This window comes from Acinetobacter sp. CIP 101966 (assembly GCF_000369725.1).
GTDB lineage: Bacteria > Pseudomonadota > Gammaproteobacteria > Pseudomonadales > Moraxellaceae > Acinetobacter > Acinetobacter lwoffii_Q.
In genome coordinates this window covers 802018-816386 of record NZ_KB850160.1, presented here as the reverse complement: position 1 = coordinate 816386, position 14369 = coordinate 802018, and the positions used below count along the sequence as shown (strand labels likewise).

At 43.8% G+C, this 14369-nt stretch carries 15 protein-coding genes; 9 read left to right on the top strand and 6 right to left on the bottom strand.

Annotated elements, in window-relative coordinates; all coding sequences use genetic code 11:
* Positions 1-17: 17 nt before the first annotated feature.
* Both F891_RS10005 and F891_RS10000 read left to right on the top strand, forming a co-directional pair.
* The gene (locus F891_RS10005; RefSeq protein WP_004278977.1) at positions 18-1019 is read left to right on the top strand and encodes an adenosine deaminase; all 1002 of its coding nucleotides are present in this window, start codon (positions 18-20) and stop codon (positions 1017-1019) included.
* A 46-nt stretch (positions 1020-1065) separates the two neighbouring features.
* On the top strand, positions 1066-1419 hold the full coding sequence (locus F891_RS10000; RefSeq protein WP_004278976.1) for a hypothetical protein: 354 nt from the start codon (positions 1066-1068) through the stop codon (positions 1417-1419).
* A gap of 43 nt (positions 1420-1462) precedes the next feature.
* On the opposite strand, the gene F891_RS09995 is transcribed toward F891_RS10000, so the two are convergent.
* Positions 1463-2026, bottom strand: coding sequence for a cytochrome b (locus tag F891_RS09995; RefSeq protein ID WP_004278975.1), 564 nt, complete (start codon positions 2024-2026; stop codon positions 1463-1465).
* Positions 2027-2243: 217 nt separating this feature from the next.
* Here F891_RS09995 and F891_RS09990 point away from each other — a divergent pair, with 217 nt between their 5' ends.
* Positions 2244-2615: a hypothetical protein gene (locus F891_RS09990; protein WP_004278974.1), complete on the top strand. Its 372-nt coding sequence runs from the start codon at positions 2244-2246 to the stop codon at positions 2613-2615.
* A 59-nt stretch (positions 2616-2674) separates the two neighbouring features.
* Positions 2675-3262 carry a ribonuclease HII gene (gene rnhB / locus F891_RS09985; protein WP_004278973.1) on the top strand — a complete coding sequence of 196 codons (588 nt, stop codon included), beginning with the start codon at positions 2675-2677 and terminating at the stop codon, positions 3260-3262.
* Between the two features lie 95 nt (positions 3263-3357).
* Here the strand turns inward: rnhB and csrA are convergent, their stop codons facing one another.
* The 3 genes from csrA to alaS all read right to left on the bottom strand — a co-directional run bounded on the left by csrA (position 3358) and on the right by alaS (position 7901).
* The gene (csrA, locus tag F891_RS09980; protein ID WP_004278972.1) at positions 3358-3612 is read right to left on the bottom strand and encodes a carbon storage regulator CsrA; all 255 of its coding nucleotides are present in this window, start codon (positions 3610-3612) and stop codon (positions 3358-3360) included.
* 250 nt (positions 3613-3862) lie between these two features.
* The gene (locus tag F891_RS09975) at positions 3863-5143 is read right to left on the bottom strand and encodes an aspartate kinase (protein WP_004278971.1); all 1281 of its coding nucleotides are present in this window, start codon (positions 5141-5143) and stop codon (positions 3863-3865) included.
* A 64-nt stretch (positions 5144-5207) separates the two neighbouring features.
* Positions 5208-7901: an alanine--tRNA ligase gene (alaS, locus tag F891_RS09970; RefSeq protein WP_171066344.1), complete on the bottom strand. Its 2694-nt coding sequence runs from the start codon at positions 7899-7901 to the stop codon at positions 5208-5210.
* A 388-nt stretch (positions 7902-8289) separates the two neighbouring features.
* On the opposite strand from alaS, the gene F891_RS09965 reads away from it, so the two are divergent.
* A complete protein-coding gene (locus tag F891_RS09965; RefSeq protein WP_004278969.1) occupies positions 8290-9312 on the top strand; it encodes a type I glyceraldehyde-3-phosphate dehydrogenase in 1023 nt (340 codons plus the stop codon).
* A 192-nt stretch (positions 9313-9504) separates the two neighbouring features.
* Positions 9505-9801 (top strand): hypothetical protein, encoded by a 297-nt coding sequence (locus F891_RS09960; RefSeq protein ID WP_004278968.1) that lies wholly within the window; start codon positions 9505-9507, stop codon positions 9799-9801.
* A 42-nt stretch (positions 9802-9843) separates the two neighbouring features.
* On the opposite strand, the gene F891_RS09955 is transcribed toward F891_RS09960, so the two are convergent.
* Positions 9844-10143, bottom strand: a complete 300-nt coding sequence (locus F891_RS09955) for an AzlD family protein (protein ID WP_005263421.1) — start codon at positions 10141-10143, stop codon at positions 9844-9846.
* Positions 10140-10889, bottom strand: coding sequence for an AzlC family ABC transporter permease (locus tag F891_RS09950; RefSeq protein WP_005263420.1), 750 nt, complete (start codon positions 10887-10889; stop codon positions 10140-10142). The genes F891_RS09955 and F891_RS09950 overlap by 4 nt, the downstream gene beginning before the upstream one ends.
* 147 nt (positions 10890-11036) lie before the next feature.
* Here F891_RS09950 and F891_RS09945 point away from each other — a divergent pair, with 147 nt between their 5' ends.
* From F891_RS09945 to F891_RS09935, 3 genes are all read left to right on the top strand, one after another.
* Positions 11037-11492 carry an Lrp/AsnC family transcriptional regulator gene (locus F891_RS09945; RefSeq protein WP_004645552.1) on the top strand — a complete coding sequence of 152 codons (456 nt, stop codon included), beginning with the start codon at positions 11037-11039 and terminating at the stop codon, positions 11490-11492.
* Between the two features lie 206 nt (positions 11493-11698).
* On the top strand, positions 11699-12865 hold the full coding sequence (locus tag F891_RS09940) for an ATP phosphoribosyltransferase regulatory subunit (RefSeq protein ID WP_004278964.1): 1167 nt from the start codon (positions 11699-11701) through the stop codon (positions 12863-12865).
* 70 nt (positions 12866-12935) lie between these two features.
* Positions 12936-14255 carry an adenylosuccinate synthase gene (locus F891_RS09935; protein ID WP_004278963.1) on the top strand — a complete coding sequence of 440 codons (1320 nt, stop codon included), beginning with the start codon at positions 12936-12938 and terminating at the stop codon, positions 14253-14255.
* Positions 14256-14369: the final 114 nt, after the last annotated feature.

Below are 14369 nucleotides of genomic sequence, written 5' to 3'. Positions count from 1 at the left end.
TTTCATGAGGAGAAGCGATGAACCGTCTTGAGTTGATTCGAGCTTTGCCAAAAGCCGAGCTTCATGTTCATATTGAGGGCACTTTTGAGCCTGAGCTAATGTTTGCGATCGCTCAGCGTAATAAAATTGCCATCCCGTATAAATCTGTTGAAGAAGTTAAACAGGCCTATAACTTTCATAATCTTCAGTCCTTCCTGGATATTTATTATGCTGGTGCTACTGTATTGATTCATGAACAGGATTTTTATGATCTGGCCTGGGCGTATTTTGAGAAATGTGCTGAAGACCGGGTCGTGCATATTGAAATGTTCTTTGATCCACAGACCCATACCGATCGTGGCGTTGCTTTTGCAACCGTGATCAACGGCTTGCAAAAAGCCTGTGATGATGCCAAAACTAAACTTGGTATCAGTTCACATCTGATTATGTGCTTCTTGCGTCATTTAAGTGAAGATGCTGCATTTGCAACATTGGAACAGGCCTTACCTTATAAAGACCAGATTATTGCAGTCGGTTTGGACTCAAGTGAAGTCGGGCATCCACCTTCAAAGTTTGAACGTGTCTTTGCTAAAGCGCGTGAAGCAGGTTTCTTGGTTGTAGCACATGCAGGTGAGGAAGGCCCGGCAGCCTATGTCTGGGAAGCTTTAGATTTGCTGAAAGTAAATCGTATTGATCATGGTGTACGTTCGGAAGAGGATCCGGCGTTAATGCAGCGCCTGATCGCAGAAAAGATGCCACTGACGGTTTGCCCATTGTCAAACCTGAAACTCTGCGTCGTGGATGATATGCAGCAGCATAATATCCGTCGCCTCTTACAGCAAGGTGTGCATGTCACGGTCAATTCAGATGATCCATCTTATTTTGGTGGTTATATGAATGACAATTTTATTGCCATTGCTGAAGCACTGGATTTAAGCAACGAGGAATTGAAGCAGTTGGCCATCAACTCATTTGAAGCTTCTTTTATTACCGATGCTGATAAAGAGCAATGGATCAACCAGATCCGTGCCCTGGTTTAAGTTTTTAGATAACAGGCAGGGTACGCTCTGCCTTTGTTTTTTATAAATGGATATGAAGTTGAAACATGTAATTCTACTCATCAGTAGCGTGTTGATATCTGCCTGCTCAAATGCAGATATGACTTTGACACAGCGTACTTTAAAACCCGTGATTGAATACCAATGTGCAAAAGAATTGAAAGCATCTAAATTCTGGACTGCCTCGACCTATTTTATGCAGGACAAAAATAAAGCTGAACTTGAGCAAAATGTCTGTTCATGTGTAGGTGAGCATGCACTCAAGGATATTCCGGCAAGCACTTTACTGAAAGCGACTCTGGATGAAGAAGTAAAGTCAAAACTCACGCAACAGGCTATTGCAAACAGTCTGAAAGGCTGCATGACCGAGTTCTTAAAATAAAATCAGCTTTGCAATGAAAGCTGATTGAGTGTGGTTTTGCAGATTATTTTTTAGAAGATTTGGATTGTCGGGTCATGCTGTTGAGTACATGATCTTTATCGATAAAATGATGTTTCAGTGCTGCGAAAATATGTCCAACTAAAAGTAAGCCAACTGCCCAGGAAAGCCAGATATGCAGGGGTTTTACGATCGCGGTTACAGCCGGATTTTCTGAAATCAGTGCCGGCAGGTTAAATAAATATAGCACTGGTGCTGGATAGCCCAGACTCCAGCTATATAAACAGCCGGTGACAGGTAGGGCAATCAGCATAAAATACAAAGCCAGATGACCTGCATGTGCCAAAGTTTTCATCCGGGGTGACATAGTGTCCGGTAGTTCAGGGGCAGGGTGGGTATAACGCCAGAAAATTCGCACAACCAACAGGAAAATAATGGTGGTGGCGATATTTTTATGCAGGGTGATGACATCGCCTTTAAAGCTGCCATCGACTTCATAACTTAAAAAATTCCCACTATAAAAACCAATCAGCCAGGCCGCAATAAAGATAACTGCCATGATCCAGTGCAACCATTGTACCGTGCGCGTGTAATATTGTACTTTTTCCATGTGATTTTCGATTGCCCTCAAAGATGGATGCACCTTAGCAAAGGGCGAATCAGCCCAGCAATTCCAAATCTGCAACGCTATGGTGGCTTTCATGCAACATCCATTGAAATGGCTGGGTGCAGATTAAACATTCAGGATGATTTATAGATTTCTTATTCAGGTGAATTTCGGCACAATAGCGTCACGCTTCATATATGAATAAACAAGGAACAGATCTGTGAAAAAATTATTGGCTGCACTTGCTCCGCTTACTTTGGTTTTATCGGCTTGTGCAACAACAGGCAGCCCTGAAACGCAAACCACGACTCAACAGCTGGGTGGGGCTGCGCTTAAAATCGCGATCAATGCAAAATGTACGACTGAGCTGAATAATATTCCAGCATGGCAAACAGCTACACGTCTAATGACTACGACCCAAAAGCAGAATATCCAGACTGAAATTTGTGGCTGTGTCAGCGAAAAAGCACCCCAAAGCGTAACAGCGGTAGATTTGGCGACTGCAGCGATTGACCCGGCAGCACGTGCGACGATTGTCGGCAATGTGGTTGCAAAAACCATTAACGCTTGTGTAGCTGAAGCTGTAAACTAAGCCAAGATTAAATTGAAATAGGCTGACTGGTTCAGCCTATTTTTTATGGAAAAATAGACATGAAGATTGCTGGTGTAGATGAAGCAGGGCGTGGGCCATTAGTGGGTTCGGTGGTCGCTGCGGCAGTTATTTTGGATCCGAACAACCCGATTGAGGGTTTAAATGATTCTAAAAAACTCACTGAAAAGAAGCGTGAAAAACTTTTTATCGAGATTCAGGAAAAAGCGCTGGCATGGGCCATTGCTGAGGCTTCTGCGGCAGAGATTGATGAACATAATATTTTGCAAGCTTCTTTGCTGGCCATGCGCCGTGCTGTAGAAGCTTTGCCAGTTCAGCCTGAGCATGTATTGGTCGATGGCAACAAGATTCCACAGGGCCTTGCTATGAGCTGTGATGCCGTGGTGGGTGGTGATGCACTGCATGCTGAAATTTCAGCAGCCAGTATTCTGGCGAAAGTAACCCGTGATCATCAGATGATCGAGATGGACCAGAAGCATCCGCAATTTGGCTTTGCCAAGCACAAGGGTTATCCGACCAAGGCACATTTTGAAGCGATTGCCTTACATGGCGTGATTGATGAGCATCGTCGCAGTTTTGGGCCGGTAAAAAAGGTGATTGCAGCATTACAGCAGGGTGCAGAACTTTAAGTTTTATTTTAAATTATCTAAGTATTTAATATTTTTGTATAAAATTTAGACAAATTTAAAGCGGCTCAAAAGCCGCTTTATTCTTCGCACAAACATTAACGGTTAAAGTTATTTTGTGTCTGGCTATCGTCTTCATAAGAAGGTTGGTAATCTTGATCGATATGTTGAAGATGTTCATGCATTGCACGTTCATGCTGGATACGCTGGTAAATCTCTTCACGGTGCACAGAGACTTCTTTCGGAGCATTTACCCCGATACGAACCTGGTTACCTTTTACACCAAGCACAGTCACACTGACTTGATCACCAATCATTAAAGTTTCCCCGACGCGTCGAGTCAGAATCAGCATGTTTTTCTCCTTGCAAAATGCAAAACCTGCAATCTATTGAATGTAAAACAAAAAGCACAACCAAAAATTACAAAATAAGATCTGGATAGAAATTCTGTCATCTGGGTGAAAGATTTTAATCTATCTCAGCTGGTTAAAAATCCTCAGGCTTAATATAACAGAGCCACTATAAAAAAAACTATAGTGGCTCTGCATTTTTGTAGACTTTTATAAAATACTGTCAAACAATGACAATATTCTGTCTTAACGCTTAAGCACGTGCGCTAGATTCGCCTTGTTCACGGTCTAAACCGAATGCGGTATGCAATGAACGAACCGCAAGTTCAAGATAATTTTCTTCAATGATCACAGAAATCTTGATTTCAGACGTCGAGATCATCAGGATGTTAATACCTTCATCTGCCAATGCTGTAAACATTTTGCTCGCTACACCGGCATGTGAACGCATACCGACACCTACGATCGATACTTTTACGATATCTGAACGAGTCGCAACTTCACGTGCACCAATTTCTTGAGCAGTTGCTTCAAGAATGGCTTTGGCTTTATTTAATTCGCCACGGTTCACAGTAAAAGTGAAATCAGTTGTACCATCTTCTTCAACGTTCTGGATAATCATATCCACTTCAACATTGGCATCACCAATCGGGCACAAAATTTTAGAAGCAATACCCGGTTCGTCAGGCACGCCTAAAATAGTTAATTTTGCTTCGTCACGGTTAAATGCGATACCGGAGATAATTGGCTGTTCCATATTGTCTTCCAATTCAGTCGTAATAAGTGTACCAACGTTTTGCTTAAACTCTTCGTCGAATGCGCCATCGTTGTCATTGTCGAAACTTGATAATACGCGTAAAGGCACCTGGTATTTACCAGCAAATTCAACTGAACGAATTTGCAGGACTTTAGAACCGAGTGACGCCATCTCAAGCATTTCTTCAAATGAAATACGATCAACTTTTTTTGCTTTTGGTGCAACACGTGGATCGGTGGTATATACACCGTCAACGTCGGTATAAATCTGGCATTCATCTGCTTTGAGGGCGGCAGCAATTGCAACACCTGAAGTATCAGAACCGCCACGCCCTAAAGTGGTGGTATTGCCATGTTCATCAAAACCCTGGAAACCGGCAACGACAAGTACGCGGCCTGCATCCAGATTTGAGTTTAGGACTTCAGTATCAATGGATTCGATACGTGCCTTATTGAATGAGCTGTCGGTTTTCATGCCAACCTGGCGACCTGTTAGTGATTTTGCTTCAACTCCAATTGAGTTCAGCGCCATTGCTAACATAGAAATCGTAACCTGTTCACCCGTAGATACCATTTGGTCTAGTTCACGTGGGTCAGGGGTTTCGGTAATGGCCTTCGCTAAAGCAAGCAGACGATTGGTTTCGCCACTCATTGCTGATACCACTACCACTACCTTGTGGCCGTGGTCATGCCAGCGCTTTACACGACGAGCAACATTTAAAATGCGCTCGGGAGTACCCATAGAGGTACCGCCATATTTTTGAACGATTAATGCCATAGTTGTTCCATATAAGCCATGACCCTGATGTACCCATCAGGGTCAGTTACACAAAATTGAAGTTTTATTTTGCTGCAAGCCAGGCAGTTAAATCTGCCATCACTGGAGCAAACTTCTCGTTAAGTGGCGCGCCACCTTGTGCCAAGTCAGGTTTACCACCACCTTTACCACCTAGCTCATTCGCTAAATGTTTGATGATGTCACCTGCTTTAATAGAAGCAGTAAAGTCTTTTGCCACAGATGCGATCAAGCTCACCTTGTCACCCTCTACACCTGCAAGAACAATCACTGCATTTTCTAATTTTGATTTCACACCGTCGTGCAGGTTGCGAAGTGCTTTCGCATCCATGTTTTCAACAGTTGTAATCAAGGTTGCACGACCTGCAATGCTTTGAACTTGGCTTAGAAGTTCACCGGCTTGCAGGCTAGCAAGTTTTTGATTGAGTTGTTCGATCTGTTTCTGCAAGCTCGATGCAGTATCAACCAACGCTTCAACTTTTTCTAAAGTCTGGTCTTTTTGTGCTTTGAGCAAACCGTTAATCGTATTGATATCGCGATCGGCTTTTTGCGCAACTTCAACTGCTTTAGTGCCTGTTACTGCTTCAATACGACGTACACCGGCTGCCACACCACCTTCAGAGGTGATTTTGAACAGACCGATATCACCGGTACGTTTTACGTGAATACCACCGCAAAGTTCGATTGAGAAGTTTTTCTCTTCAATCACTGAACCCATAGACAGTACACGTACTTCGTCACCGTATTTCTCGCCAAACAGCATCATCGCGCCTTTAGCTTTCGCAGACTCGATATCCAGAAGTTCAGTAGACACCGCAGTATTGGCAATCACTTCAGCATTGACCAAACGTTCAATTTCTTGCAGCTGTTCAAAGCTTACAGGTTGGTCATTGGCAAAGTCAAAACGTAACACATCAGATGCAACCAATGAACCTTTTTGCTGTACATGTGAACCTAAAATTTGACGTAACGCAGCATGTAGCAGGTGAGTCGCAGAGTGGTTGCGCGCAGTTGCTGCACGAATATCTGCTTTTACTGTTGCTTCTACATTTTGAGTAACTTTCAAGTTACCCATCGTCACGATACCTTGGTGTACAAATGCGCCACCAGATTTTTTGGTATCTTGAACTTCGAAAATACCAGTATCGTTTTTAAAGATACCTGTATCACCGATTTGACCGCCGCTTTCTGCGTAGAAAGGTGTTTGGTTGAGTACGATCAGTGCTTCATCGCCTTCAAACACTTCATCAACTTGCTCGCCATCTTTGTAGATTGCGATGATTTGACCTTCACCTGCAGTTGCGTCATAACCATCAAACTGAGTTTCACCTTCGACTTTCACAACAGAATTATAGTCGATCGCGAATTTACCTGCATCACGTGCGCGTTGACGCTGTGCAGCCATTTCAGTTTCGAAACCAGCTTCATCAATAGTTAAGTCACGTTCACGTGCGATATCTGCAGTCAAGTCTGTCGGGAAGCCGTAAGTGTCGTAAAGTTTAAATACTACTTCACCCGGAATCACAGAACCTTTTAACTGTGCCAATTCACCTTCAAGCAATTTCAAACCTTGCTCAAGTGTTTTGGCAAATTGTTCTTCTTCTTTAAGAAGTTGTGCTTCGATACGTGCTTGTTGAGCAGCAAGTTCAGGGTATGCATCGCCCATCACTTCGATCAGTGGCTTCAACATTTTGTGGAAGAACGAACCTGTTGCGCCTAATTTGTTACCATGACGTACTGCACGACGGATAATACGACGTAGTACATAACCACGGCCTTCATTCGATGGATTTACGCCATCAGCGATCAAGAATGAACATGAACGTGCATGGTCCGCAACGACTTTCAATGAAGCAGGATACTGAACTGGTGTCCCTTTCTCAGCAGCTTCAGCTTCAAGTGCTGTAGTGTTCAAACCAATGATTTCAGCCGCAGCTTTAAGTAAATGCTGGAACAGGTCGATTTCGTAGTTTGAGTTGACGTGCTGTAAAACGGCAGAAATACGCTCCAAGCCCATACCTGTATCCACAGAAGGCGCTGGAAGAGGGTGTAATACACCATCCGCAGTACGGTTGAACTGCATGAAAACGTTGTTCCAGATTTCAATGAAGCGGTCACCATCTTCTTCAGGCGTGCCTGGCAGGCCACCCCAGATATGCTCACCGTGGTCAAAGAAGATTTCAGAACATGGACCACATGGACCGGTATCGCCCATTGCCCAGAAGTTATCTGATGCGTATTGACCGCCTTTGTTATCGCCAATGCGGATAATGCGAGAAGCGTCTAGACCGATTTCTTTGTTCCAGATGTCAAAGGCTTCATCATCGGTGTGGTAAACGGTTGCATAGAGTTTATCTTTAGGAAGACCAAGCCATTCTTCGTTAGTCAAAAAGTCCCAGGCAAATTTGATCGCATCACGTTTGAAGTAATCACCAAATGAGAAGTTACCCAACATTTCAAAGAAAGTGTGGTGACGTGCTGTATAACCCACATTGTCTAAGTCATTGTGCTTACCACCTGCGCGTACGCATTTTTGTGATGACACTGCACGTACATAATCGCGTTTTTCTAGACCTAAGAAGCAATCTTTAAACTGGTTCATACCAGCATTGGTGAACAGCAAAGTTGGGTCATTGGCAGGTACTAGAGAACTCGACGCGACACGTGTATGCCCTTGCGATTCAAAGTAACGCAAAAATGCTTCACGAATTTCAGCTGATGTCATAAAACGAGTACTCACAACCAAGTCACTCCATAATTTCCGATTTGGCTAAAACACCACAGTCTGACAAGCATACAAGAGCTCTGCTGCAATGCGGGGCTTAAAAATTTAAAACGCCAAATTATAACGGAAAAAGCAGTATGCACCAATCATTTTAAAACCAATTGCGAAGGATTTATTTACTCAGGTTTTTCGCTGAATAATTAAATTGAATTTTCCCACAGTAGAATTCGTGGATATCCATCACATTAAAAATAACTGGAATTTTAAATGACCCAGATACAGACGGATGGATCAGAAATAAAATAATCGAAAATCAGTATTTTCACTGAAGTTTTTTAATGTACGGCGCCAGAAATCCTTTAACATAGAAGAGTTTTAAAATAGGCATATAAAAGGTCGAGTCATGCAACGAGTGGCAATCAATGGATTTGGGCGTATTGGACGGAATGTACTGCGTGCATGGTTTGAAAACCCGAAAGATTTTAATTTTGAAATCGTTGCCATTAACGATATTGCCGATGTTGAAACCCTGATTCACCTGTTTAAATATGACTCGACCCATGGCCGTTTTCCGGGGCAGGTGGATCTCAGCTATGATACTGAACATATCTATATGCATATCAGCTATCAAGATGCTGCATTAAAAGTACAGGTTTTGTGTGAGTCGCAGCCGGCTAAGTTGCCTTGGCAAAACTTGGCGGTAGATGTAGTGCTTGAATGTACTGGACTGTTCCGTTCTCGTGAAGCCGCGACCCAGCATATTGGAGCAGGGGCGAAACGTGTGATTATCGGCGCAGCACCTTTTGATACGGTCGATGCCGCGATTGTCTATGGTGTCAATCATCATGAAGTCAAAGCATCGGACCAGATCATTTCCAGTGTTTCTTGTACTACACAGGCTTTGGTGCCACTGGTCAAAATTGTCGATGATGCTTTTGGCATCACTAGCGCCCTGATGACTGAAATCCATGCTGTAACGGCGGATCAGTCGGTACTGGATCATGCGCATCGTGATTTGCGTCGTGCACGTGCTTCAGGCCATAACATCATTCCTACGACTTCGAGCGCACTCGGTGCCTTAAAGCGTGTCATGCCAAAAATGGAAGATCGTATTGATGGTTATTCAATTCGGGTGCCGACCATTAATGTGGCCGCGATTGATTTAACGTTTGTCTCCCAGTCGCCGATTACCGATCACAAGCTGAATGAAGTGCTGATCAAGGCTGCCCAGCAGGATTTTGCGGAAATTATGGCCGTGACAGATGAGCCATTGGTATCGAGTGATTTTAATCATTCCCCATATTCATTGATTGTGGATTTGACCCAGACTCTAGTCGTTGGGCATCAAGCCAAAGTCTTTGCCTGGTACGATAACGAGTGGGGCTATGCCAACCGTCTGCTGGATTTATGTGAATCATTTCATTAAGTTCGGGTTATCTAAACCTCAAAAGCACCGAGATACGGTGCTTTTTTCTTGCCTGTAAATATTCTGCAAGCCATGTTTTAAGAGAATTTGCCGGTAATTGATCGAAAATCAGGAATTGAGGCTGAATTATTTACGTTATCTGCAGCATTTTTCGTTAAGATAAAGACAATAAAATGAAATAAGAGCAAGCACATGATGGTGGTTTGGGGATTTATTATACTGCTGACTTTGGCGGTAATTTTTCTGATCTGGCTGCAGTTTAATCAGAGTGATGAGCCACGTAGCGTGGAAGGCGTGCCAGTCGAAGAAAAAATCGTGCATCTGGAAGAAAATTTAAAAAAGACCCTGGAAATCATGCAGGATCTAGCCAAAAAAATGCATGTGCAGCAGGAAGTGCTGGATCAGACCACAGCCAAACTTCAGCAGGTTGAATTGCAAAATGCCGAACTGGTCAGTTTGCTGACCAAAGTGGTTGATCCACAGAAATAAACAAAACCCCTTTAGAGATCATTTAAAGGGGTTTTTCTAGCGTTAGATTATTAAAATTCTTAAAATTGCAGCAGAAACCATACTGATGGCGACGGTCGGTAATAATCCAAAACGTGTAGCGGCAAATAGCGTTAAAGCCAAGGCGATCAGGTCTGCAGGATGGTCGCGTACAAAATAGGGTGCAATCACTGAAATCAGCACGCAGCCGGGGACTACTTCCAGAATTTTTCGCTGGCGCTGTGTTAGTGTTTTATTTTTTAACAAGACATAGCCCAAGATCCGGGTTAAATAAGTGGTCGCAGCAATCAGAATAATGGCCACCAAGGTGCTCATCTGGATCATGTTTGATCCTCTTGAATCAGGAAAAATGCCGAAGCGATTCCAGACAAGGCGCCAATCGGTACATACCAGCCCGCAGGTAAATATAAATAAGCCAAAGCCGCACAGACTAAACTGACCAGCCATGGCCGGGCAGCCTCAAAACCTTTCCACATACTTCTCAGTAACACCAGAAATACAGCAGGAAAGGCCATATCGAAACCAAAACGGTTGATGTCACCTAATACAGGTCCAAGCATGGCGCCGAGTGTGGTAAATCCGACCCACATCAAGTACAGGCAAAAACACAGGCCAGCATAATAAGGCATGCTAAACGCAGCACGATAACCCAAGTGCGCCTGTTTCCTTTGTGCATCAGCTAGACCGAGCGCCCAGCTTTCATCGACCATAAAAAATAGCGCCGGAAAAACTTTACGATTCGGGAGATGCTTTAAATACGGCACCAAACTGGCACCCATCAACAGATGCCGGCTATTTACCAGAAAGGTAATGAACATCAGCATGAGTAAATTTGGCGGACTGCTCCAGACTTCCAAAATGGCAAACTCAGAACCACCGGCAAAGTTCAGACCTGTCAGTAACGGCACTTCGAGCAAGCTGAAATTCTTCTGTACCGCCGTCGCACCCAACACCAGCGCAAAGGGAATAATCCCTAAAAGCATGGGGATAGAATCTTTCATGCCACGTTGAAATTCGCTGAAATCGGTAGGAACAACCACCGCTGCGGTGCTTTGTCTAAACAAAAGCATGGAAATGACCTGGGTACTGCAAAACTAAACCATATTTTATGGCGATATTCAGGCTATTTGCTATTGTAATGAAAGATATTTGAGTTTTATTTGAAATTAAATTGCGCTAAATTAAATTTAAAGGGTTTTAAATGCCAAAGTATAAATATGGATCAAATAGATAAACGCATTTTGCATGAGCTGCAAAAGAATGGAAAACTACAAAATAATGAACTGGCTCAATTAATTGGCTTGTCACCGTCACCCTGTTTAAGACGGGTGAAACAGCTGGAAGATGATGGTGTGATTGAGCAATATGTCGCGCTGCTGAATCCGCAAAAGGTCAATTTGGCGATGAGTGTGTTTGCACGTGTCTGGCTCAAGTCTCAAGAAGCTGCCGTGGTCGACCAATTTGTCGAAGCGATCAAGGAAATGCCAGAAGTGGTTGAATGCCAGCTAATGGCGGGCGATTGTGATTTCTTTTTAAGAATTGTGGTGGCTGATCTGGATGCCTATCGTAAATTTCAGATTCATCATTTAACCCAAATTCCCTGCATTCAAAGCGTAAAAACTGAAATTCCATTGCAAACGGTTAAAAGCACGACTGCATTGCCTTTGGTTTAATACCGGATTTTTTCATGCTATTTGTTTTGAATGTGCATTAAAACGCTGATAGTTGACACTATTGTTGTTGATTTCATCAGGTAGCGAAAATTATAAAATTTGCGATGCACAGCCAAAACTATCGTGCTAGACTAGGAGAAATCGGGTGTGCTCCCGATTTTTTTATGCGGATTCGTTCCGCGCTGACAAGAATTTAGGTTTACAACATGCCCATTTCAGAGACATGGTTATTACCTGATGGTGTAGCTGATGTATTACCAGAACAAGCGCAAGTTATTGAAAGTCTGCGCCGTAAATCACTGGATTTCCTTGCATCTCGAGGTTATCAGCTGGTGTACACGCCATTCATTGAATACATCGAATCTCTATCTTCTCTCTCAGAATCGAATCAAGATTTAGACTTAGCCACTTTTAAGGTAATCGATCAGCTTTCTGGTCGTTTGCTTGGTGTGCGTGCCGATATGACACCACAAGTGGCTCGTATTGATGCGCATGTACATCCAGTGGAAGGTGTGGCACGTTACTGCTATGCAGGAACCGTTCTGCATACCAAGCCTCGCGGTTTTAATACCTCGCGCGCGCCACTACAGTTAGGTGCGGAGCTCTTTGGTTCAGACAGCATCGATGCCGATGTGGAAATGGTCGATTTGATGATCAGTCTGATTCAGGAGACAGGTCTGGCAGATGGTATCCATCTGGACTTAGGTCATGTCGGTTTATTCCGCAGTCTGGTGGCTCAAGCAGGCTTGAACAAAGTCGCTGAACAGCAATTATCTGATTTATACCAACGCAAGGCTTTGCCAGAATTAGAAGAATTCACGGCAGACCTGAAATTTGGTCAGGATTTTTATGCCCTTGGACGCTATGCCAGCGACCTGGATGCATTACAAGCGCATTTAAGTGCTGAAGTGTTGGCAAATCCAGCATTTACGCAGGCTTTTAATGTCTTGCAAACCACCAAAGACGAAGTTCAAACCCGTTGGCCAAACTTGAGTATTGGTATTGATGTGGTTGAATTACGTTCATACCATTATCATACTGGCTTGATGTATGCAGTTTATGCACCGAACCGTGCAGCTGCACTGGCACAAGGTGGCCGTTATGATGGCATTGGTGAACATTTTGGCCGTGCGCGTCCGGCAACCGGTTTCTCTTGTGACTTATATGCTTTAAGCGCAGGCCAGTTTGATGCGGTACAGGTCGTGGTTGCACCTAAAGGCACTGATGCAGAACTTCTGAATGCAATTCAGAATATTCGTGCACAAGGCTTAAGTGTAATTCAGTTACTGGGTAATGATGATTTAAACTCGATTCCATATGCGACGCACCAGCTGGTGAATGCGAATGGTGAGTGGACAGTCAAAACGATTTAACTGCTTGGCTCAGTGTTCATGTCGCTGAGCGGGGCTTTCAACTTTAACAGCATGATGTAATGAGGCTATTATGGGCAAGAATGTTGTGGTACTTGGTACCCAATGGGGCGACGAAGGTAAAGGTAAAATCGTCGACCTGCTCACAGATCAAGCGGCAGCGGTAGTTCGTTATCAAGGCGGACATAACGCAGGTCACACTCTTGTGGTTGGTGGTAAGAAAACTGTCTTACACCTCATTCCATCAGGTATTTTACGTGAAAACGTATTGTGCTTAATTGGTAACGGTGTTGTTCTTTCTCCTGAAGCGCTCATCAAAGAGATGGACATTCTTGAAAAAGAAGGCGTTCCTGTTAAAGAACGTTTACGCATTTCTCCTAACTGTCCATTGATTCTTCCGAACCACATCGCACTTGATCAGGCGCGTGAGAAAAAACGTGGTAATGCGAAGATTGGTACGACAGGTCGTGGTATCGGTCCTGCATACGAAGACAAAGTAGCGCGTCGTGCAGTACGTGTTGCTGACCTAGTACGTGGTGGTGAACATCTGACTGCTCAGTTAACTGAACTTCTGGACTACCATAACTTCCAGCTGACTGAATACTACGGTGTTGAAGCAGTTAAATTGGAAGATGTGCTGGCACTTTGCGACGAATGGCGTAAAGTTGTTGCGCCACTGGTTGTGGATGTGACCACTGAATTGCATAACTACCGTAAAAACGGTGACAACATCATGTTCGAAGGCGCGCAAGGTTCACTTCTTGACGTTGACCACGGTACATATCCGTATGTGACTTCTTCGAATACCACTGCTGGTGGCGTAAGCTCTGGTTCAGGTCTGGGTCCTTTGCATCTTGACTATGTACTGGGTATTACCAAAGCGTATACAACGCGTGTAGGTGCAGGTCCATTCCCAACTGAGTTGGTGTATGACGCTGCAAATGACACGGGTGATGCGATTGGTAAACACCTCGGTACGATTGGTAATGAATTTGGTGCCTCTACTGGCCGTCAACGTCGTTGTGGCTGGTTCGATGCTGAAATCCTACGCCGTTCAGTTGATGTAAACTCACTTTCTGGTATTTGCCTGACTAAACTTGACGTTCTTGACGGTTTAGAAGAAGTGAAAATCTGTGTGGGTTATGAAGCTGCAGATTCTGGTTGTGTCGGTTCTTCTGATGCGCTTGCATTCGAAACTTTAAAACCGATTTACGAAACTATGCCAGGCTGGTCTGAGTCAACTTTCGGTGCGAAATCACTGGATCAATTGCCAGAAGCTGCATTGAACTATGTAAAACGTCTTGAGCAATTGATTGAATGTCCAATCGACATCATTTCAACAGGTCCAGACCGTGAAGAAACGATTGTTCTTCGCCACCCGTTTGATGCTTAATCTTCATTTGATTAAAGCTTGAATGATAAAAACCCATTTCCGGATGGGTTTTTTTATATCCTGAATTTATGCAGCTATTTCAAGACTAAAGTTGCATCGGTAATACCACGTGAT

What these genes read in the sequence shown, in the direction of transcription:
- F891_RS09960 (WP_004278968.1), top strand. Translation starts at nt 9,505, where the DNA reads ATGATGGTGGTTTGGGGATTTATTATACTGCTGACTTTGGCGGTAATT.
- F891_RS09975 (WP_004278971.1), bottom strand. Translation starts at nt 5,143, where the DNA reads ATGGCATTAATCGTTCAAAAATATGGCGGTACCTCTATGGGTACTCCC.
- F891_RS09945 (WP_004645552.1), top strand. Translation starts at nt 11,037, where the DNA reads ATGGATCAAATAGATAAACGCATTTTGCATGAGCTGCAAAAGAATGGA.
- F891_RS09940 (WP_004278964.1), top strand. Translation starts at nt 11,699, where the DNA reads ATGCCCATTTCAGAGACATGGTTATTACCTGATGGTGTAGCTGATGTA.
- F891_RS09955 (WP_005263421.1), bottom strand. Translation starts at nt 10,143, where the DNA reads ATGATCCAGATGAGCACCTTGGTGGCCATTATTCTGATTGCTGCGACC.
- F891_RS09965 (WP_004278969.1), top strand. Translation starts at nt 8,290, where the DNA reads ATGCAACGAGTGGCAATCAATGGATTTGGGCGTATTGGACGGAATGTA.
- csrA (WP_004278972.1), bottom strand. Translation starts at nt 3,612, where the DNA reads ATGCTGATTCTGACTCGACGCGTCGGGGAAACTTTAATGATTGGTGAT.
- F891_RS09995 (WP_004278975.1), bottom strand. Translation starts at nt 2,026, where the DNA reads ATGGAAAAAGTACAATATTACACGCGCACGGTACAATGGTTGCACTGG.
- F891_RS10000 (WP_004278976.1), top strand. Translation starts at nt 1,066, where the DNA reads ATGGATATGAAGTTGAAACATGTAATTCTACTCATCAGTAGCGTGTTG.
- F891_RS09950 (WP_005263420.1), bottom strand. Translation starts at nt 10,889, where the DNA reads ATGCTTTTGTTTAGACAAAGCACCGCAGCGGTGGTTGTTCCTACCGAT.
- F891_RS10005 (WP_004278977.1), top strand. Translation starts at nt 18, where the DNA reads ATGAACCGTCTTGAGTTGATTCGAGCTTTGCCAAAAGCCGAGCTTCAT.
- rnhB (WP_004278973.1), top strand. Translation starts at nt 2,675, where the DNA reads ATGAAGATTGCTGGTGTAGATGAAGCAGGGCGTGGGCCATTAGTGGGT.
- F891_RS09935 (WP_004278963.1), top strand. Translation starts at nt 12,936, where the DNA reads ATGGGCAAGAATGTTGTGGTACTTGGTACCCAATGGGGCGACGAAGGT.